Raw genomic sequence first — 19167 nt, forward strand, 5'->3', positions numbered from 1 at the left:
ATTAGTGTAAAAACAACACAAATAAATTTAAGAATATGAAAGGAGAATTAAAACCAAGATTCATAGAGTCATTGCAAAGGAATAATGACCGGATCAGGGAAGACCGCGCCAGTATAATAGGTGAAGATACCGAGCTGATATACAGACGATGCGTTGAAGATATTGAATTAAAAATAAAAAGACTGGAACGTGAACAAGAAGGTCTTATTGATATCAGCCCTTTAGATAAGAACAGCTTAACATTTGCTGATTTCCAGCCGGAAGCATTTGTTCAGAAAGATATGGAATTATCATTGATGATCAGGAATTTAAACATTCAGCTGGAAATTACAAGAAAAAGATTTGAATATTTATTTGGTAAAAAATTTTAGTTATGGGAAGTACAAGATACGATATGGATGCTCGTTTTGACAGAGCAAGAAAAATGGGTTATGCATCAAAAAGTGCAGGTGAGATTTTCACCCAGAATGCAAAAAGAATGGCACACGAATCTATGAATCCTAAAGGCATTTCTTTCAGGGAAGCAAGAGACTCATCCGTACATCCGAATTCGGTACCTGTTATTTTAGGACTGGATGTAACCGGAAGCATGGGACACATTCCTCACGAACTTATTAAGGAAGGCCTGCCAAAACTAATGGGCGGAATCATCCAGGGAGGTGTTCCGGATGCAGCACTTTTGTTTTTGGGGATCGGGGACCACGAGTGTGACGGCTATCCTTTACAGGTAGGGCAGTTTGAATCAGGAGATGAAGAACTGGATATGTGGCTTACAAGAACCTACATTGAGTCAGGCGGAGGCGGAAATGCAGGGGAAAGCTATCTTTTAGCGTGGTATTTTGCCGCCTTTCATACCAGAACCGATGCTTTTGAAAAAAGAAACCAGAAAGGATTGCTGTTTACAGTCGGTGACGAACCGTGCTTAAAAACACTTCCCGCCTCTGCCATCAGGGAGATCATGGGAACAGGCCAGCAAACCCACACCCATACTGAATTGCTGGAAGGAGCGAAAAAAAAATATGAAGTATATCACATCAGTGTTTTGCATTCAGAACAGGCACTCAGAGCAGATCGCGGCTGGAAAGAATTGCTGGGGCAAAACTGTTTATCCATAACAGACTACAGGGATGTTCCCAATGTGATCAAAGAAGTTGTTTGCAATAAATTTAAAGGTGAGACTCCGGGATTTGTGGATTTAGGAGGAACAGATAATATTCGAATGCTTTAAGTGATGAGAACCGCACAAATAGTTATAGGCTTAGGTTTTGGTGATGAGGGGAAAGGGATCACCACAGATTTTCTGGCGCATCAGAATCCTGAGTCTGTAGTAATCAGATTTTCAGGAGGGCAGCAGGCAGCACATACCGTGATGATTGATGATAAGAAACACGTTCATTCAAGCTTTGCAAGCGGGGCACTCCGCGGGCTGCCTTCTTATTTCACCGAGCATTGCACCATTCATCCTGTTTTTTTACTGAATGAAAGAGAAGAACTGAGAAAAAAGAACGGAAATGTAGAACTCCATATTCATCCGCTGGCAAAAGTAACGACACCTTTTGATGTGTGGCACAACAGGAAAAACACAAAAAACCTGGAGCATGGAACCTGCGGAAAAGGAATTGGTGCCACTATGAAAAGGCATGAAAGCCCATTTAAGCTATTCGCCGTTGATTTGATCGGGCCAAGATCTATGCTAATAGAAAAATTAAAAGGAATAGCCAATTATTACGGTTGTATTAAAGGCAATGAAATAGAGAATGAAATACACTATTTTATAGAAGCAATAGATCAAATAGACTGGAACATATCCGGTTACAGCTATCTGGAATCATTTGACAACCTTATTTTCGAAGGAAGCCAGGGTATTCTGCTGGACATGGATCATGGTGTATTTCCTCATGTAACCTATGCCAGCACTACCTCAAAAAATGCATATGAAATCTGTAAATTGCTGAAAATTGATCATATAGAAATGTATTATGTAACAAGAAGCTACCTCACACGCCACGGAAATGGATGGATGAGTAATGAAAAGGAGATCATATTAAAAAACAATGAAGAAGAAACATGCACTTTCAATGAATATCAGAAACAGCTTCGGCTAGGGGATTTGGATTATGATCTTTTAAACTATGCCTTGAAATTGGATGAAGCTTATATATTTGCCAGTAAGAAGAATTTGGTAGTAACCTGTATGGATCAGACAGATGAAAAATTTAAAACAGAAAAACTGAATACAAAATTTGATGCAGTTTATGGATCTTATTCTCCATATTCAAGAGATTTTGATAAAATGATGTAAAATATTGTAAAAACATAAGGATGAAAAAAATATATGTCTTTGGAAACGGAAACCTGTCGTGGGAAAAATTTCATGAGTTTTATCTCGATTTATTAAAAGATCTTGATCTTTCCGAATGTGAATTTATTATGGGAGACTTTTCAGGAACAGATACGATGATGATGGAATATTTAAAGGATAAATCTGAAAACGTAACCATAGTTCATATCGGAGAGAGACCCAGGTATTTTGTCAATACTTTTAGAACAAAAGCCCAGAGCTGGAAAACTTTAGGAGCCTTTAAATCCGACTCCGATAGGGATAACTATGCGATTTCAAACTGTACGCATTTTCTGGCAGTTGATTTTAATTCTGATGAGAAAAGAAAAAGCGGAACACTAAAGAACATTGAAAAGTGTCTGGCTTTGAATAAAACTAAACTTTGAACCATGAATACAAAAATACTATACAGACCCGTAGGAGAAAAAGAAATGTCTTTAATCATAGAAAGCAATTACAGGAAATTTCCGCCACGTTTGGAATGGCAGCCCATTTTTTATCCCGTTTTGGATGAAGGATATGCCTCAGAGATCGCGGAAAAGTGGAATACGAGGGATGAGTCCGGGAATTATCTGGGTTTTGTGACCCAGTTTGAAGTGAGGGAAGAAGAAGCGGATCAATATCCTTCTCAGAATGTAGGAGCAAAAAATCATAATGAATTGTGGGTGCCTTCAGAAAAGCTGGAAACTTTTAACCAGGCGATTGTAGGGAATATTAAAGTCGTTAAAGTATTCATAGGAGATCATTTTAAAGAGCCTTCAAATCCCGGTATAGAAAATTTAATGTCAAACATTAAAAAATTAACCATGACAAACAAAGGAATGGCAAAAGATACATTGGAGATCTTAGCGCAAAAATATTATATAAATACAGAAAACACAAAGGTTGATTTAGAGAAGGAACTTGAAACCTGCAAAAAAGAAACACGATTATTCATTTCAGAAGAACTTTCGGAATTAACGGACAATGAAATGTCTGAAACCCGTTTTGAAACTGAAATAGAAGTCTGGAACTGCAGTTCCTTACAAGCGATCTTAAGATTGGCTGAAGAAGAAGATCAGGAAAAAATAATGTGCCTGAATTTTGCATCGGCAAAAAACCCGGGCGGGGGTTTTATAAGCGGGGCGGAAGCTCAGGAAGAGAGTCTGGCTAGGACATCTGCCCTATATGCAACACAGCTGGAAGCAGAAAGTTTTTATAAAACACACCGTGGAATGAAATCCTGTTTTTATACAGACAGTATGATTTACAGCCCGAAAGTCCCGGTTTTCAGGAAAGATAAAGGAGAATTATTGACGAAGCCGGTGTTCTGTAACTTTATTACTTCTGCGGCAGTCAATGCAGGTGTTGTGAAACAACAGGAGCCGGAAAGAGTGAAGGAGATTTTCGGAGCGATGGATATAAGAATGGATAAAATGTTAGCTTTGGCTTTAAATCAGGGAAACGAAACCCTTATTTTAGGAGCCTGGGGATGCGGAGTTTTCAGGAATGATCCAAAAGAAATTGCTGAATTGTTCAGAAAGCATCTTCATGGGAAATATAAAAATAAATTTAAAAGAGTGGTTTTTGCAATCCTGACGAAGAAAGAAGAAATGTTGAAGTTATTTGAAGAAATAAAATGAAACTTAAGTTAAAGAAATATAAAGAACAACTACAGAATTGGCCTGAAAAAGGGCATCACATCATGGCTCAATATGATGAGGATAAGATTATTGTTTACCAGTCTTATCAAAAAGAAATTGGGGAATTTGCGGTTAATAATCAATATTTTGGGGGCAAATTCAGCATAGAAAGAATGACATGGATTAAGCCTAATTTCCTTTGGATGATGTATCGGAACGGATGGGGAACAAAAGAAAATCAGGAATGTGTTTTAGCCATTCATTTAAAATTAAAAGCATTTAAAAAGTATCTGGAAAATGCAGTATACTCGTCATATGGAGAAAAATTAGGAATTTCCAGAGAAGAATGGCAGGATCAGGTAAAAAAGTCTTCTGTAAGACTTCAATGGGATCCGGATCATGATCCCTTTGGGAACAAAATTGAAAGAAGGGCAATACAAATTGGATTGAGAAATGAATTTACCCGATCCTTTGCTAAGGAAGACATTATTTTAATAGAAGACATTACAGATTTCGTGAAAGAACAATATCAGCTAGTTTTGAAAGATGATCTGGAAAACTTACTTATTCCGGAAGAAAAACCGCTATTATTTAATGATGAAAATTTGAACAAAAAATTAAGACTGGATGAAACCAAAGGTTGAATTAATAAAAGGAGACATTACAAAAATCCATGCAGATGCTATTGTAAATGCTGCCAATTCTTCTTTACTCGGAGGAGGCGGTGTCGATGGAGCTATCCATCGGGCAGGAGGGCCAAAAATACTTGAAGAATGCCGGCAGATCAGAAATAAGCAGGGAAAATGTAAAACAGGGGAAGCAGTAGTAACAACGGCAGGAAACCTTCCTGCAAAATATGTTATTCATACAGTCGGGCCTATTTGGAATAATGATGAAAAAAAATGCTCAGAGCTCCTGGCCGGTTGTTATAAAAACTCATTAGAGCTTGCTGAAAGTCTTGGAGTAAAAACAATCGCCTTCCCAAACATAAGCACGGGGGTGTACAGGTTTCCAAAAGACCTGGCCGCTGAAATAGCCGTTCAGGAAGTAAAAAATTTTCAGACAGAAACTATTGAAAAAATAATTTTTGTTTGCTTTGATGAAGAAAATGAGAAGATTTACAAAAAACTATTAAATGAATAACAAATGAAAAAACTAACCATATTAAGCGGAGCAGGAATAAGTGCCGAAAGCGGAATACAAACCTTCCGGGACAGCAACGGCCTTTGGGAAAACCATAGCGTAACGGAAGTGGCAAGCCCACAGGGTTGGAGAAATAACAGGGAATTGGTATTGGAATTCTATAACCAGAGACGCCGCCAGCTTCATGAAGTTGAGCCTAATGATGCCCATAAGCTGCTGGCAGAACTGGAAAAATACTATGAAGTTCAGATCATTACCCAGAATATAGACGACCTCCACGAAAAAGCAGGGTCATCAAAAGTGTTACATCTGCACGGTGAACTCTTCAAATCATGCTCATGTAACAATAAAAATTTGATCTACGAGCAAAAAGAAGATATAAAGATAGGGGATAAAGCAGCAGACGGAGCACAGCTGAGACCATTTATTGTGTGGTTCGGAGAAGACGTTCCTTTAATGAAGGAAGCAGCCAGGCATGCAAAAGAAGCGGATATCTTCCTTGTAATAGGAACCTCTTTACAGGTGTATCCGGCTGCCGGACTCTTACAGGATATAAAAGATACCTGTCTATTAATCGTCATCAACCCGGATGACAGTATGGGCTATGGAAAAAGAGCTGTAGTGATGAAAGAAACAGCAACCACGGGCATGAAAATTTTATTTGATAAACTGGTAAATATGGCCTGATGGAAAATGTAGTAAAAGCCGGGATCTTTGGAGTTTGCATTGGCGATGCTCTGGGGGTTCCCGTTGAGTTCAGAAGCAGAGAACAGCTAAAACGTTCACCCGTTACAAAAATGAGAGCAATGGGAACACATCATCAGCCTGCAGGAACGTGGAGTGATGATGGCTCCCTGACTTTATGTCTAGCAGATAGTCTTTGCAAAGGATATGATCTGGAAGATATGGCTCTAAAGTTTTTACAATGGTACAATGCAGAAATCTGGACTCCTCACGGGAGGGTTTTTGACATTGGCATTGCAACATCTCAGGCTATTCATAGGATCAGCAGAGGTATTTCTCCTGCTTTATGCGGTGGAAGCTCAGAGTTCGATAACGGAAACGGTTCTTTAATGCGGATCATGCCATTATTATTTTATATTAAAGATTTCCCTATTGAGAAACGCTTTGATATTACAAAAGCTGTCTCTTCTATTACACATGCGCATATCCGCTCTACTTTAGCTTGTTTTATTTATTTAGAGTTGGCTTTGGAAATACTGAAAAGAAAAGATAAATGGGAAGCCTACAGGACAATGCAGAAAACAGTTAGGGAATTTTTAGACCATAATCCTGTTTGCTCTCAGAATGAAATGGATAAATTCCACCGGATTTTAGAATTAAAAATAGGTGAATATGATTTGGCTCCGTTACATACATTACAGGAAGAGGAAATAAGCTCTTCCGGCTATGTTCTTCACAGCCTAGAAGCCTCATTATGGTGTTTCCTGAATACAGAAAGTTATTCCGAAGCTGTTTTGAAGGCAGTTAATCTGGGAGAAGATACCGATACAACAGGAGCCATCACCGGCGGAATTGCAGGAATTTATTACGGATTTGATCATATTCCTCAGGAATGGATTTCCGAACTTGTGAGGAAGGACGATATTGAAAGACTTTGTGAAAAACTGCAACATAAACTTTTAAATAATTAGAAGTATGATAGGAATGTTAATAAGGCTTTTGTTTGGAGAAAATAAACATCAGCATGATAAACCGGAAGAGAATGATTTGAACGAGCCGTTGCAGGAGTGTCAACAAAATATAGAAGTGAGCAGATACCTGGAACTATCAAACTGTCAGGTTTTTTATTCAGAAGACTATTCATTCAGAACACCAGACGAAGTCCTAAAATATATTGCCTATAAAACCATAATCTGGGTTGATTATAAAAATTATCTGCTGGGCTTTTCCAATAAAAAAAGGACTTTATTATTTAAAGCAGCAAATATAAAAAACTTTGAAATTGAAAATATCCTTCCGGCCAGAGGAAATGGTTGCAGCTATCTTGCCATCCGGCTGCTGCATGAAGGAAGGCAGATACAGCTATCCATATCCGGACCCAAAGATTTCGATATCTATGCAGAGGAAATCTTTAATATGACAGGGATCGAAGTCGTTTTTGCCCCGGAATATTATGATTGTTAAAATATAGAATAGAAAGGCATGATATTTTGAAACACCTATGCATTATTGTAAAATGCTTTAAGATAGCAATATGGAAACATTAGTCTATGAAAATCTTTGATTTTCCTCTTATGTGAGCTTTTTTGCAAACATTAATTATCGAGCTTATATGTCCTAAAGTGTATTTAAAATAAAAATTTAAACAGATCGAGAACATGAATGAAACAGAAAAGAAAAAAATAAGCAAATTCCTGAGCCTTATCCTGAGGCATCAGCCGGAAACCATAAATCTGCACCTGGATGAAAACGGATGGGCAGACGTAGTGGAGCTGATGGGGAAATGTGCTAAAAAGAGAATATATTTTACCCTTGAAGAATTAGATGAGGTCGTAGAGACCAATAACAAAAAGCGGTTTGCTTTTAATGGAGAGAAAACCATGATCAGGGCAAGCCAGGGACATTCCATTGATGTTGATTTGTCTCTGGCAGCACTGCAGCCTCCGGAATTTCTTTATCATGGTACGGCAGAAGCCAATATCCCTTCCATTTTGGAAAAAGGAATTGAAAAAAGAAGCCGGCAACACGTCCATTTAAGCAGTGATAAAGAAACTGCAACTAAGGTAGGAATGCGACATGGAAAACCTGTTAACCTCACCGTAAGGACAGGAGCGATGTTTGAAGAAGGAATGAAGTTCTATCTTTCCGAGAACGGAGTCTGGCTGACGGATTTTGTGGAGGTAAAGTATATTTCGAAATAAAAAATGAAAAGAACATTAGTAGTAGGAGACATTCACGGTGGGTATAGAGCTCTTGAGCAGCTCTTGGATAAGGCAAAAGTTACCCAAGACGATAAGCTGATCTTTTTAGGAGATTATGTAGACGGATGGAGTGAGTCTTCCCGGGTAATACAATTTTTGATCGGGCTTTCCGAAAAACAGGAATGCATTTTCATCAAAGGAAATCATGATGCATGGTGCGAAGACTGGCTTTCCTTCGGGAAAGGAGAAGAGGTGTGGCTTTTCAATGGAGGGAAAAGCACGGTCGACAGCTATTCAGAATATTCTTTAGAAAATATGGAAATACACCTGGAATTTTTCCAAAGAATGAAAAACTATTATACAGATGAGGAAAACCGGCTGTTCATTCATGCCGGATACTCTTCCATGCACGGCCCGGAAAAAGAAATGTACTCCAGCAACTACCGGTGGGATAGGACCCTGTGGGAAACTGCAGTTGCTATGGATAAAAAGTTGTCTAAAAATTCAGAACTATATCCAAAAAGATTACTTCTTTATCAAGAGATCTTTATCGGACATACCCCTACACTGCATTTGGGCATAACATCACCATTAAATAAAGCCAACATCTGGAATATGGACACAGGAGCTGCTTTCACAGGCTCCCTGTCAATGATGGATGTGGAGACTAAAGAATTTTGGCAGAGTGACCCGCTTCCTGCCTTATATCCCGGTGAAATAGGTAGAAATGGAATGTAAAACCATAAAAATTCAATCCTGAATTTATTCAGGCTTCCTCATTCGGGCATCATTTCAAAATTGTAATTTTAAAACTTAAAATTTTGCCTCAATGAAACTGAAATATCTATTACTCTTCCTGAATATTTCGCTGCTTATTGCCCAAAAGCCCTTTCAGGCACCTTTCGAAAAAGGAAATGGAAACCAAACGGCTACCTATGATGAAATGAATGCTTATTATCAGGAACTTTCCGGGAGCTTCAATACCATTCAGTACCTTAAGAAAGGAGAAGATGACAATGGAAAGCCCATTTATGTGGTAATTTATAATCCTTTTCCTGAAAAAGATCTGGAAAAGCTCAGAAGGGACAAAGCGGTTCTTTTTGTCAATAACGGGATCCATCCCGGAGAACCGGATGGGATAGATGCCACCATGATGCTGATGCGTGATCTGGCTACAGGAAAAGTAAAAACACCCCGAAACTTTATCGTGGCTGCCATTGCAGCATATAATGTAGGCGGAATGCTGAACCGGGGATCTTTTTCCAGGGCCAATCAAAACGGGCCGGAGCAATACGGATTCAGGGGAAACGCAAGGAATCTTGATCTGAACAGGGACTTCATCAAAGCAGATTCCAAAAATGCCAGAAGTTTCCAGGAGATCTATCACTGGCTGAAGCCGGATGTCTTTATTGATAATCACGTAAGCAACGGGGCAGATTATCAGTATACATTCACCTATATCTCAACATTTAAAGAAAGGTTGGGAGATGTTTTGGGAGAATATTTTCATAAAGATTATCAGGTGAAAAATCTTCATGATCTAAAAGAATTGGGCTATGAAAGTACTCCTTATGTGAACATTCACGGAGATGTTCCGGAGATTGGTTTTGCTGCCTTTGAAGATTCACCCAGATATTCCACGGGGTACACTTCTTTGTTCAATACTTTGGGCACTGTGCCTGAAACGCATATGCTGAAACCTTATGACAAAAGGGTGGATGCCACCTACAAATATATGCTTGTCAATCTCCGCAATCTGGATCGGGAATACAAAAAAATAAAAGAACTGCGCCTTAAAAACCTGCAGCAGTATCAGGCAGGAAAGCAATACGGAATCCGTTGGAAAATAGACTCCACACAGTTTGCCACAATGGATTTTAAAGGATACGAAGGGAAATATAAACCGAGTGAAATTTCAGGGAAACCCAGACTATACTACGACAGGAATAAGCCCTTTACCAAAAAGATAAAACTGTTTACAACAGCAGTGCCCACGGGATATATTACCATCCCCCGGTATTATGTGATTCCCCGGTCACAGCACAAAGTCATAGAAGAATTTAAACGAAATCATATTCAGATGGAGCCTCTTCAGAAGGACAGTATTATTTCCGTTGAGTCATACAGGATCAGGAGCTTCGAAACTGTTAAAAACCCTTATGAAGGACACTATCTTCATTATGAAACTACCGTTGACAGAGCAATGAAGAAGATCACTTTTTCTACAGGAGATTACCTGGTTCCAACCCATCAGGATGGAGTAAAATATATCATTGAAACGCTGGAACCGGAGGCATTGGATTCTTTTTTCAACTGGAACTTTTTTGACGGTATTTTAAGTCAGAAAGAATATTTTTCAGCCTATATTTTTGAAGATACCGCTTCCGAACTGCTAAAAAAAGATCAAAAACTGAAAGATGCTTTTGAAGCAAAAAAATCATCCGATAAAAAATTTGCTGATGACGGAGATGCCCAATTAGACTGGATCTACAGGCAATCGCCATGGTTTGAAGAAAAAACATTCCGGCAGTATCCGGTCTTCAGGGTTTTATAAACAACTGATAATCAGTTAAAATTACAGTGTTTTTCCCCTGCCTGTTTGGGGGATTATCCTGAAGAATATTTATTATTTTAGGGCTAGCTTCGTTGTATAAAACCATAAAAACAACGATCATGGCAACTAAAAAGCATTTTTTCATTTCATTGGAAGGTGTTGACCTTACCGATGCACAGTTGAAGAATATTGACAAAGGTATTCAAAACGTTGTACTTTCTGAACTTTCAAAAATTGACAACAGCCAGTCTTTTGCAGCACAGAGAGATTTTAAGGGGCTCGTAAAACCCCTCAGAATTAAAGACTGGTTCCCGTGGGGAATCATTATTTTCAAACCGGGAATAGATATCCAGTCACAGATTAAAGACCTGCAGTCTCAAATTAAAGGTTATGGAGGCTGATATAAATCCTTCAAAAAAGCTGTGTCCCAGTTATATTGGAAAAGCCGGGGCACAACTTTTCGGAGTGGTAAACAAAGACGGCAAAGTACAGTTCATTACCCCGCTTACCGTCACCGAAGAGTTCCTTGCACTTAACGAAGGAAAGAACAACCTTGAGCAGAGATTCCGTTTTATGGGAAAATGTGTGGAAAAGGGTTGTGCACAATGGAGCAGTGAGGAATCTAAGTGCACCTTGTCCCACAAAGTCCAGGACCTAGATATTAAATATAAAAATACAGAATTGCTCCCTTGTCCGATACGCAACAATTGCAGATGGTTTTTCCAGGACGGAAAAGAAGCCTGCTTTTCATGCAATGAGGTCATCAGAAATATGGAAGAACTCCTGCTACAGGAAGGATAAAACAAAAAGGTGTGATATATTTATGATACCACAGCCTTTTTTAATGAAAATAATATTTTTTACTTAGGAAGTCCCCTTTTCAGTGCAGCATTGGCTCTTTTGACTGCTATGCCTTCCTTCCAGTCCATGTATTTCTTTTTGAACTGTGTTTTCATAATATCGTCGAACTTACGCTGTACCGTAAGATTCCATAAAGAGTGAGCTTTTACGGCCCAGGATTTATCCCATGCCCTTAAAGAAATGGAGAAACTTCCGTCCAGATACTTCATCCAGTGCCACCACCCGGTCGGCATGAATAACGTGTCCCCATGTTCCAGGTAGCATTCAATACCTTCTACGCCGTCCAGAGCGGGGAATTTTGTAAAATCAGGGTTTTCAATATCATAATCCTCCAGTGCATAAGTTGCATACGGAAGCTGATACAACCTTTCTTTCCATTTATAATCGAAGAGAAGGACATGTTTTCTTCCGTTAAAATGAGTATGGAAAATATGGGCCATGTCAATATCATAATGAAGAAAAGTTACAGAGCCCTTTCCTCCGAAGAACATAGACGGGTATTTATCCAGAAAACCACCCATTAAATCTTTAGGTGAAATATAATCTTCCAGTAATTTATTAGCGTGCTTTATGGGGTCGAAGAAGAAAATTCTCAGGTCCGTTGGTTCCCTTTGAATCAGGTCAATATAATCTCCAAACTTCATTTTCATAGCAGAAGCATTGATGGGAGCTGCGGGATCAGCTTTTGAACTATCATATAGCGGAACTTCCACATCTCCCACAACCTCCTTCACATATTCCATTGTCCATTTCTGATAAGCCGGCCATTTTTTTGCCATATTTTTAATAACAAGAGGCCTTCTCGGCTTAAGATATTTTTCGTAGAATTCTTCTTTGGTAATATCATCTACAATATCTATAGGCTTTAAAATAATTCCCATTCTATAAATTTTATGTTACAAAATTATTAAATAAATATATATGAAGACCTGTTTAAATTTTTTTTAATCTATGATTGATATTAGCAATTTAAATATTTAGACTAAATAAACTCTAAGTACAATACGGAGATTAGCTTGATTCTTATAAAACAAAACTCCTGTAAAGAATATTACACGGGAATTCTTTCATGGCGCTTTATTCCCAAAAGAAAAATTTTATAAAAAAACATCACTGCTTTTATAGTGATACAGCATGTTTTAACCTTTATTTGGAAAATAGATCTTTATAGAAGTGTAACAAACAAAAACAAACAATAACTAATAAGCCAAATAATGAACTATGAAAAAGAATATTTTTTTCTTCCTGATGATTTTTTTCTCTGTGCTGTCTTTTGCGCAGAAAACAGTTTCGGGAAAAATTACTGATGAAGACGGGATAGCCATTCCAAGTGCCAGTGTAACCATTGAAGAACCGGGAAAAGATGCAATTTTGGCTTATGGGATAACGAATTCCAAAGGAGAATATAAAGTTACCTTTACCTCTGCAGAATCTAATGTAGACTTGAAAGTAAAGGCATTTAACCAAAAACCTTTAACAAAACAGATCAGCAACAGTGATCAGAATCTGAGCTTTAAAATGCAGTCCGAAGCTACGGAGATAAAAGAAGTTCAGCTTAAAACAAAAATGATCACTGCCAGAGGCGATACCATTTCGTACGACCTTAAGGCTTTTGACAGTAAAAACGACAGGACCCTTGCAGACGTTATGAAGAAAATTCCAGGGGTAGAGGTGAATGCGGACGGAACCATCCTCTATCAGGGAAATGCCATCAATAAATTCTATGTCAACGGAAAAGACCTTATGGAAGGAGGCTATGGAACGATCAACAATTCCCTGCCTAAAGATGCCGTTCAGAGAGTTGAAGTACTTGAAAACCACCAGCCCGTAAAGATCCTTCAGGATAAAGTTCCTTCAGATCAGGCGGCGATCAATATCAAGTTGAAAAAATCAGTTACCATGACCGGACGCGGGGAAGTAGGAAGCGGTTTCGGAGACCCATGGCTTTGGAATGTGAAACTGACCCCAATGTTCTTCGGGCAGAAAAGCCAGTGGGTAGTCAATTACAAAACCAATAATATGGGTGAGCAGGTGGAAAATGAAGGGAATATTCTGGCTTTCGGGAACAGATTCGAAGGAAGAAGGATCAATGCGGCACAAAATGACTGGCTGAATGTAGAAAATGCAGATGTACCTAATCTTCCTGTGAAAAGATATTTAATGAACAATGTTCATTATGTTTCGGCAAACTATCTCACCAATATCGATAAGAAAAAAGAGTGGGAACTTAAAGCCAACGCCAATTACACTAATAATGCTGTAGAAAGGGAATCTTACCGTCAGACAGATTATTTTGCAACATCTGACGAGGCAGCATCAAGGGTGACTCAGAATATTTTTAATCAATTTTATACCAATAAAGCAAAAGGAGAATTGATCTTTACCAAAAACGCGAAAAAAGGATTTTTTAAAAATACAACCAGTTTTTCACAATTCTGGAATGCAGACAGAGCAATTGCAGACAGGACGGATCCTTTGGGCAGCAGGCATGGAGAAGAATCAGTGGACTCACCCACCAGTTCTTTCCAGAACTCATTGAGTACGATTATTCCATGGAAAGAAAAAATGTTTAATGTTCAGTCTTTCATTAATTATCAGAATGACAGACAGACCTTAGATGTTACACCAGCCTCATATCTGAAGCTTCCTGGTTTTAATCCGGGTAATAATGCAGAAACCGTGAGACAGAACTTTAGAATGAAAACTTTTGAAGCCAATCATTCAGCAAATATAGGTTTCTCTAAAAAAGGATGGACATTTACCCCTGAGATCGGATTCAATTTTAAAAGGACAAGCCTCAATTCAGATCTTACCAATTTACAGAACGGGCAGTATTTCGGATATGGCGAAGAATTTAATAATGATCTTACCTATTCCACGGCAGTACCTTATGCAAGTGTAGGAGTCAATTATAAAAATGATGCATGGATGATCTATGCCAACCTTCCGGTAAATTCTAATAACATCAAGGCAGATGATCCTGTCAGAAATGTTTCCAAATCTGTGAACAAGGTTACCTTTGAACCGAATATTTTTGCACAATATACCTTTGCTTCTTTTTGGAAAGCTTCGGTAAGCGGAAATATAAATAATAATTTCGGGGAAGTTAATTCTGCGTATGCCGGTTACCTGATGACATCTCCAAGCGGGTTGTATGCTATGGATGTAGAAAACCCTATTCCACAGAATAATACAAAATCAGCAGGAACAAGACTGGAATACAGAAACCCATTGAATAATTTATTCTTTAACGTTAACTATCGCTATAGCGACACCAAAAGAAACCTTATTTCTTCTCCTACCAGAAATACTTCAGGTTTTACCATTATCGGGTATAGAGAAGAAGAAAATCATGCATTAAGCAACGCATACAGTGCGGAAGTAGGAAAATATTTCCCGAAATTCAAGACCAACGCTTCCGTAACCTATGGTAATAATACCTCCAAATCGGATGCTTATCAGAATGATGACGCTTATAACAGCAAAAACAACACTCAGTCATACGGATTTAAATTCAACAATACCTATTTCGATTGGATGAGTATAGATTATAATGCGAGCATCTCCAGAACAAAGCAAACCAGCAGAAGCCTTAGAGCGGAGTTGAACAATGAAAATTCAAGAAAAGGATTTACCCACAACCTGGGAGTATTCTTCTACCCGGTAGAAAATCATACGATCGGATTTAACTGGGATCAGGTAAACACGAACTCAGGACTGAATAAATACAACAATGCATTTTATGACGTATCCTATCAGTTCAGCTGGGCCAAGAAAAACGTTGATTTTGAGCTAAAATGGATGAATATTGCCAATAAAAAAGTGTTTGAAACCTATGATATCAATCCACAAAGTATCTCTTATACAAGAATACAGCTCCGGCCAAGCCAGGTTATGCTAACCGTAAAATTCAACTTTAAATAAATCAGAAAACCAATCCTCAGGATTGGTTTTCTGATTCCTGTATTTTATTCTGCTCAGAAAAAGGATGATCTGCAGAAGGATTGTACTCTCATGTAAAGCGATCTCATAATTGTACGGGATCTCAAAAAATATAAATTATCTGTAAGGATTCAAATCGTACTAAATATCAAATACATAAAAATAATTTGAGAACAAAAATTCTGAACAGAATAAAATAAAGCAAAAAAATCTGTAACAAAATAGCCAAAGTAATAACTAATTAGTAAACATTTTTAAAATGAAAAAACTCTTTTCAGTATTTTTTATTGCCCTTTTCGTCTTTGCCAATGCGCAGGATAAAGAGGAATCAAAAGAAACAGCAAACCGTTTCTTTTATGAATTAACTTTTAAGCCCAAAAAAGATTCTACCAAACTTGAAAAAGTAATGACCGTTCTGGATGTTACAAAGGATAAATCTATTTACAGAGACTACACAGTTATCGCACAGGACTCCATTATAAAAGTTGAAGTAGAGGCCATGCAAAAATCAGGGACATTCAAAGACCTGTCAAAAACGATCAGAATGCCAAAATTCTCAGAAAAGATCGATAAATTTTATCCGGACATGAAAGTTCAGTATGTTGAAAGGATCGCCAACGGATTTACTCCGGTAAATATCGCCTATACCGAAAACCTGAAATTTGACTGGAAGATCTCGAACGAGAAAGAAAAAATAGGAGCCTATACCGCTCAGAAAGCCACTACGGAATTCGGAGGCAGACAATGGACGGCCTGGTTTACTACAGACCTGCCTTTCCAGGACGGCCCTTATAAGTTTTCAGGACTTCCGGGACTTATCGTGAAAATTGAAGATGCAGATAAAAACTATTCCTGGGTGCTTCAGGGAAATAAGAAAGTGGCCAATTGGGAAGAACTGTCTTATGCAGAAAAAATCTCCGGAATGAACCTTAAGGTTACCGAAGTTTCAAGAGAAAAATTCAATAAAACCTTCAATGATTTCAAAAAAGATCCTTTAGCTTCGGCAAGGCCGTACTTAAAGCCTGAGATGATGTCTCAGAAAATGCCGGGAAGCGATATCACCGTAGGAGAAATGATCAAAAATCAGGAAAAAATGTATAAGGACTTTTATGGTGCCGTTGACAATCCTGTAGAGAAAACCCAGCCTGCCCCGGAAAAGAAGAAAAAATAGCTTCATATCAACTAAATTATATTTTGATAAACCCAAATGTATCAGTGCATTTGGGTTTATTTTTTAGAAAGGCCCGGTTATTTAGATTAAATTTAAATAGCGTATATTTGCATTCACAAAAAACAGTTTTGAAAGAAAAGAATTTACATAAACTGAGCGGATTTCCAAAGAACAAAATGGGAAAGATACTGGGGTATGATAATGACAGCCTGAAAATGCCCAATAAGATCATAGAGATGGGCCTCCTGCCGGAGACTGTTTTCAGAATACTTTATCAGGCGCCATTTAACGGGCCTATGTATGTAGAGTTTGGGGAGGAAAAAAGCCGCATCGCTCTTCGTGAAGAAGAGGGAGATTATATCATTGTTGAAGAACTGAATTGATGCAGGAAAATAAGAAAAAACAAGTCCTTTTGGTCGGAAATCCGAATGTCGGAAAATCCACGGTTTTCAATACCCTATGTAATAAAAAACAGAAAACAGGGAACTATGCCGGTGTTACCGTTGCGAGCCATTCCGGGAACTATGTCTATAAAAATGAAGAAGTTGAGGTAGTTGATCTGCCCGGGTCATACAGTATTTATCCAAGTTCTGAGGACGAAGCTATTTTTTCTAAATTTCTTATTGAAGAACAGAAAAATTATTCAGGAGTTATTTATATCCTAGAAGCATTAAGTTTAAAACGCGGGTTGCTGCTTTTTCAGCAGATCCAGGATTTGGGAATTCCGATGATCTTAGTCGTTAATCAGATCGATCAGGCAGAAAGAAGAGGAATTAATATAGATATCCGGAAATTTTCTGAAGCGGGTGGTATTAAAATTATTCAGACCAATGCCAAAGAACATTTAGGAATAGATGAAATAAGAGAAGCCGTATTCAACAATGAATTTGTAAAAACAGATCAGATTTCATTCGATACACCGAATGAGTATAAAGATTTTCTTCAGAAATTTGCGGCTCATAAAGGGATCGACAATCCCTATCAGGCATGGATGGCCATTTTTTCGGGTATGGAACCGGGGAGAATAGAATCCATACACGAGCTGATGAATACCCCTGAAGCTAAAAGTATGGTTCCGAAAAGATTACAGGTTCAGGAAACCGTAAGGAGATATCAGAATGTAGACAGGATCTTAGCGGATGTTATTTCTAAAAAGCCTCAATTCAAAGAACTTCTGACGGAAAAACTGGATAAGATACTGGTTCATAAATTCTGGGGATACGTGGTTTTTCTGGGAGTTTTGCTTATCATATTTCAAAGCGTCTTCTTCCTAGCAGAATATCCGATGAACTGGATCGATGAGTTCTTTGCCTGGTTCTCTGCTTTTGCAGGAGAGCATTTGCCGGAAGGGCCGGTCAATTCATTAATTTCTAATGGGATCGTTCCGGGATTAGGAGGAATTATTGTTTTTGCACCGCAGATCGGGATTCTTCTGTATTTTTTATACCTGCTGGAAGACTCTGGGTATATGGCAAGAGTTATTTTTCTGATGGACAGATTTCTGCGGCCTTTCGGGCTGAATGGAAAAAGTATTGTCCCATTGGTTTCCGGGACAGCCTGTGCAATTCCCGCTATCATGTCAACAAGGAATATTGAAAACGTCAAAGAAAGACTATTGACCATTCTGGTAACACCTTTCATGACCTGTTCCGCAAGGCTTCCGGTTTACAGCATTATCATCGGGCTGATCATTTCAGAAGGAACCTTTTTAGGAATAAAATATAAAGCTTTGGTTTTATTGGGAATGTATTTACTGGGATTTTTGGTGGCTCTGTTTTCAGCCGCAATTCTTAATAAATTCATTAAAAATAAAGGAAAAACATACCTGGTAATGGATCTGCCTACTTACAAAAAACCACTTTTTGGCTATGATCTCAAAATGGTTTTGGGAAAAGTATGGGATTTTATCACTGGAGCCGGGAAAATTATTTTTATTGTAAGTATCATTATCTGGTTCCTGAGTTATTTCGGACCTAAGCAAACCCCGGAACAGTTCGTTGCAACCGATGTAAAGCTTGAGCAGTCTTACCTGGCAAAAATGGGAAAGACCATAGAACCGATAATAGAACCTCTGGGTTACGATTGGAAAATGGGCGTTGGGATCCTTACCAGTTTTGTGGCGAGAGAGGTTTTCGTTGGAACTATGTCAACACTGTACAGCCTGGATGATGATGCCCCTGAAATGAAAGTGATCGATAAAATGAGGCATGATGTAAAACCGGATGGAACAAAGGTTTTTAATTTTGCAACAGGAATTTCGGTTCTTTTATTTTATGCATTTGCCATGCAGTGCGTCTCTACACTGGCAGTTGTTTACAGGGAGACCAAAAGCTGGAAATGGACTGCTTTTCAGATGATCATGATGACTGGTTTGGCATATTTTGTGTCTATGTTTGCTTATCAAATATTAAAATAATGAGCACATCATTAATCTTTCAATATATACTTATACTCCTTATTGTGGCATTAGCCTGCTATTCTTTATTCAGGATGATCAGGAAAAACTTTGCTCCTAAGAAGTTCAGCTCAAAAAGAACCCATTGTGATAAAGACTGCGGATGTTCATAAGAAAGGATATTTCCTGTGGAAAACTAATAATTTTTAAAATTCATATTTTATTTATTTTTGTATTATACAAAACACAGATA

Annotated in this window: 21 protein-coding genes; 20 read left to right on the forward strand and 1 reads right to left on the reverse strand. The window is 38.2% G+C overall.

Translation table 11 applies throughout. The features are described from left to right. Positions 1-35 precede the first annotated feature (35 nt). From HNP38_RS11065 to HNP38_RS11140, 15 genes are all read left to right on the forward strand, one after another. Positions 36-371, forward strand: a complete 336-nt coding sequence (locus HNP38_RS11065; protein WP_184189417.1) for a hypothetical protein — start codon at positions 36-38, stop codon at positions 369-371. Between the two features lie 2 nt (positions 372-373). Then, complete coding sequence (locus HNP38_RS11070) at positions 374-1228, forward strand: hypothetical protein (RefSeq protein ID WP_184189419.1); 855 nt, start codon at positions 374-376, stop codon at positions 1226-1228. 3 nt (positions 1229-1231) lie between these two features. Then, positions 1232-2302, forward strand: coding sequence for an adenylosuccinate synthetase (locus HNP38_RS11075; protein WP_184189421.1), 1071 nt, complete (start codon positions 1232-1234; stop codon positions 2300-2302). Between the two features lie 20 nt (positions 2303-2322). Next, positions 2323-2727: a hypothetical protein gene (locus tag HNP38_RS11080; protein WP_184189423.1), complete on the forward strand. Its 405-nt coding sequence runs from the start codon at positions 2323-2325 to the stop codon at positions 2725-2727. A 3-nt stretch (positions 2728-2730) separates the two neighbouring features. Next, complete coding sequence (locus tag HNP38_RS11090; protein ID WP_228461039.1) at positions 2731-3963, forward strand: TIGR02452 family protein; 1233 nt, start codon at positions 2731-2733, stop codon at positions 3961-3963. After that, positions 3960-4607 carry a DUF4291 domain-containing protein gene (locus HNP38_RS11095; RefSeq protein WP_184189425.1) on the forward strand — a complete coding sequence of 216 codons (648 nt, stop codon included), beginning with the start codon at positions 3960-3962 and terminating at the stop codon, positions 4605-4607. The genes HNP38_RS11090 and HNP38_RS11095 overlap by 4 nt, the downstream gene beginning before the upstream one ends. After that, positions 4591-5106 carry an O-acetyl-ADP-ribose deacetylase gene (locus HNP38_RS11100; RefSeq protein WP_184189428.1) on the forward strand — a complete coding sequence of 172 codons (516 nt, stop codon included), beginning with the start codon at positions 4591-4593 and terminating at the stop codon, positions 5104-5106. Before HNP38_RS11095 ends, HNP38_RS11100 begins: the two co-directional genes overlap by 17 nt. Positions 5107-5109: 3 nt before the next feature. Next, entirely contained in the window at positions 5110-5793 is a 684-nt protein-coding gene (locus HNP38_RS11105; RefSeq protein ID WP_184189430.1) for an SIR2 family NAD-dependent protein deacylase, read from the forward strand. Then, positions 5793-6761 carry an ADP-ribosylglycohydrolase family protein gene (locus tag HNP38_RS11110; protein WP_184189431.1) on the forward strand — a complete coding sequence of 323 codons (969 nt, stop codon included), beginning with the start codon at positions 5793-5795 and terminating at the stop codon, positions 6759-6761. Before HNP38_RS11105 ends, HNP38_RS11110 begins: the two co-directional genes overlap by 1 nt. 4 nt (positions 6762-6765) lie before the next feature. Beyond that, complete coding sequence (locus tag HNP38_RS11115; protein WP_184189433.1) at positions 6766-7254, forward strand: hypothetical protein; 489 nt, start codon at positions 6766-6768, stop codon at positions 7252-7254. Positions 7255-7448: 194 nt separating this feature from the next. Beyond that, the gene (locus HNP38_RS11120; RefSeq protein ID WP_184189435.1) at positions 7449-7991 is read left to right on the forward strand and encodes an RNA 2'-phosphotransferase; all 543 of its coding nucleotides are present in this window, start codon (positions 7449-7451) and stop codon (positions 7989-7991) included. Between the two features lie 3 nt (positions 7992-7994). After that, a complete protein-coding gene (locus tag HNP38_RS11125) occupies positions 7995-8729 on the forward strand; it encodes a metallophosphoesterase (protein WP_184189437.1) in 735 nt (244 codons plus the stop codon). Between the two features lie 91 nt (positions 8730-8820). Beyond that, positions 8821-10545: a hypothetical protein gene (locus HNP38_RS11130; protein WP_184189439.1), complete on the forward strand. Its 1725-nt coding sequence runs from the start codon at positions 8821-8823 to the stop codon at positions 10543-10545. Between the two features lie 119 nt (positions 10546-10664). Beyond that, the gene (locus HNP38_RS11135) at positions 10665-10946 is read left to right on the forward strand and encodes a hypothetical protein (RefSeq protein WP_184189441.1); all 282 of its coding nucleotides are present in this window, start codon (positions 10665-10667) and stop codon (positions 10944-10946) included. Then, positions 10936-11346 (forward strand): hypothetical protein, encoded by a 411-nt coding sequence (locus tag HNP38_RS11140; RefSeq protein WP_184189444.1) that lies wholly within the window; start codon positions 10936-10938, stop codon positions 11344-11346. The genes HNP38_RS11135 and HNP38_RS11140 overlap by 11 nt, the downstream gene beginning before the upstream one ends. 59 nt (positions 11347-11405) lie before the next feature. On the opposite strand, the gene HNP38_RS11145 is transcribed toward HNP38_RS11140, so the two are convergent. Further along, positions 11406-12287 (reverse strand): cupin-like domain-containing protein, encoded by an 882-nt coding sequence (locus HNP38_RS11145; protein ID WP_184189446.1) that lies wholly within the window; start codon positions 12285-12287, stop codon positions 11406-11408. Between the two features lie 340 nt (positions 12288-12627). Here HNP38_RS11145 and HNP38_RS11150 point away from each other — a divergent pair, with 340 nt between their 5' ends. From HNP38_RS11150 to HNP38_RS11170, 5 genes are all read left to right on the forward strand, one after another. Then, positions 12628-15330 (forward strand): TonB-dependent receptor, encoded by a 2703-nt coding sequence (locus HNP38_RS11150; RefSeq protein WP_184189449.1) that lies wholly within the window; start codon positions 12628-12630, stop codon positions 15328-15330. Between the two features lie 277 nt (positions 15331-15607). Next, positions 15608-16519, forward strand: a complete 912-nt coding sequence (locus HNP38_RS11155; protein WP_184189451.1) for a GLPGLI family protein — start codon at positions 15608-15610, stop codon at positions 16517-16519. Positions 16520-16647: 128 nt separating this feature from the next. Further along, positions 16648-16902, forward strand: a complete 255-nt coding sequence (locus HNP38_RS11160; protein ID WP_184189453.1) for a ferrous iron transport protein A — start codon at positions 16648-16650, stop codon at positions 16900-16902. Continuing rightward, entirely contained in the window at positions 16902-18935 is a 2034-nt protein-coding gene (gene feoB, locus HNP38_RS11165; protein ID WP_184189455.1) for a ferrous iron transport protein B, read from the forward strand. Before HNP38_RS11160 ends, feoB begins: the two co-directional genes overlap by 1 nt. Then, entirely contained in the window at positions 18935-19087 is a 153-nt protein-coding gene (locus HNP38_RS11170; protein WP_184189457.1) for a hypothetical protein, read from the forward strand. The genes feoB and HNP38_RS11170 overlap by 1 nt, the downstream gene beginning before the upstream one ends. Positions 19088-19167 lie beyond the last annotated feature (80 nt).

The organism is Chryseobacterium defluvii (assembly GCF_014204415.1).
GTDB lineage: Bacteria > Bacteroidota > Bacteroidia > Flavobacteriales > Weeksellaceae > Chryseobacterium > Chryseobacterium defluvii_A.

Coding starts and splice junctions, on each gene's coding strand:
- HNP38_RS11105 (WP_184189430.1), top strand. CDS start 5,110: ATGAAAAAACTAACCATATTAAGCGGAGCAGGAATAAGTGCCGAAAGC.
- HNP38_RS11120 (WP_184189435.1), top strand. CDS start 7,449: ATGAATGAAACAGAAAAGAAAAAAATAAGCAAATTCCTGAGCCTTATC.
- HNP38_RS11080 (WP_184189423.1), top strand. CDS start 2,323: ATGAAAAAAATATATGTCTTTGGAAACGGAAACCTGTCGTGGGAAAAA.
- HNP38_RS11075 (WP_184189421.1), top strand. CDS start 1,232: ATGAGAACCGCACAAATAGTTATAGGCTTAGGTTTTGGTGATGAGGGG.
- feoB (WP_184189455.1), top strand. CDS start 16,902: ATGCAGGAAAATAAGAAAAAACAAGTCCTTTTGGTCGGAAATCCGAAT.
- HNP38_RS11150 (WP_184189449.1), top strand. CDS start 12,628: ATGAAAAAGAATATTTTTTTCTTCCTGATGATTTTTTTCTCTGTGCTG.
- HNP38_RS11095 (WP_184189425.1), top strand. CDS start 3,960: ATGAAACTTAAGTTAAAGAAATATAAAGAACAACTACAGAATTGGCCT.
- HNP38_RS11155 (WP_184189451.1), top strand. CDS start 15,608: ATGAAAAAACTCTTTTCAGTATTTTTTATTGCCCTTTTCGTCTTTGCC.
- HNP38_RS11115 (WP_184189433.1), top strand. CDS start 6,766: ATGATAGGAATGTTAATAAGGCTTTTGTTTGGAGAAAATAAACATCAG.
- HNP38_RS11140 (WP_184189444.1), top strand. CDS start 10,936: ATGGAGGCTGATATAAATCCTTCAAAAAAGCTGTGTCCCAGTTATATT.
- HNP38_RS11130 (WP_184189439.1), top strand. CDS start 8,821: ATGAAACTGAAATATCTATTACTCTTCCTGAATATTTCGCTGCTTATT.
- HNP38_RS11135 (WP_184189441.1), top strand. CDS start 10,665: ATGGCAACTAAAAAGCATTTTTTCATTTCATTGGAAGGTGTTGACCTT.
- HNP38_RS11100 (WP_184189428.1), top strand. CDS start 4,591: ATGAAACCAAAGGTTGAATTAATAAAAGGAGACATTACAAAAATCCAT.
- HNP38_RS11065 (WP_184189417.1), top strand. CDS start 36: ATGAAAGGAGAATTAAAACCAAGATTCATAGAGTCATTGCAAAGGAAT.
- HNP38_RS11090 (WP_228461039.1), top strand. CDS start 2,731: ATGAATACAAAAATACTATACAGACCCGTAGGAGAAAAAGAAATGTCT.
- HNP38_RS11070 (WP_184189419.1), top strand. CDS start 374: ATGGGAAGTACAAGATACGATATGGATGCTCGTTTTGACAGAGCAAGA.
- HNP38_RS11170 (WP_184189457.1), top strand. CDS start 18,935: ATGAGCACATCATTAATCTTTCAATATATACTTATACTCCTTATTGTG.
- HNP38_RS11145 (WP_184189446.1), bottom strand. CDS start 12,287: ATGGGAATTATTTTAAAGCCTATAGATATTGTAGATGATATTACCAAA.
- HNP38_RS11110 (WP_184189431.1), top strand. CDS start 5,793: ATGGAAAATGTAGTAAAAGCCGGGATCTTTGGAGTTTGCATTGGCGAT.
- HNP38_RS11125 (WP_184189437.1), top strand. CDS start 7,995: ATGAAAAGAACATTAGTAGTAGGAGACATTCACGGTGGGTATAGAGCT.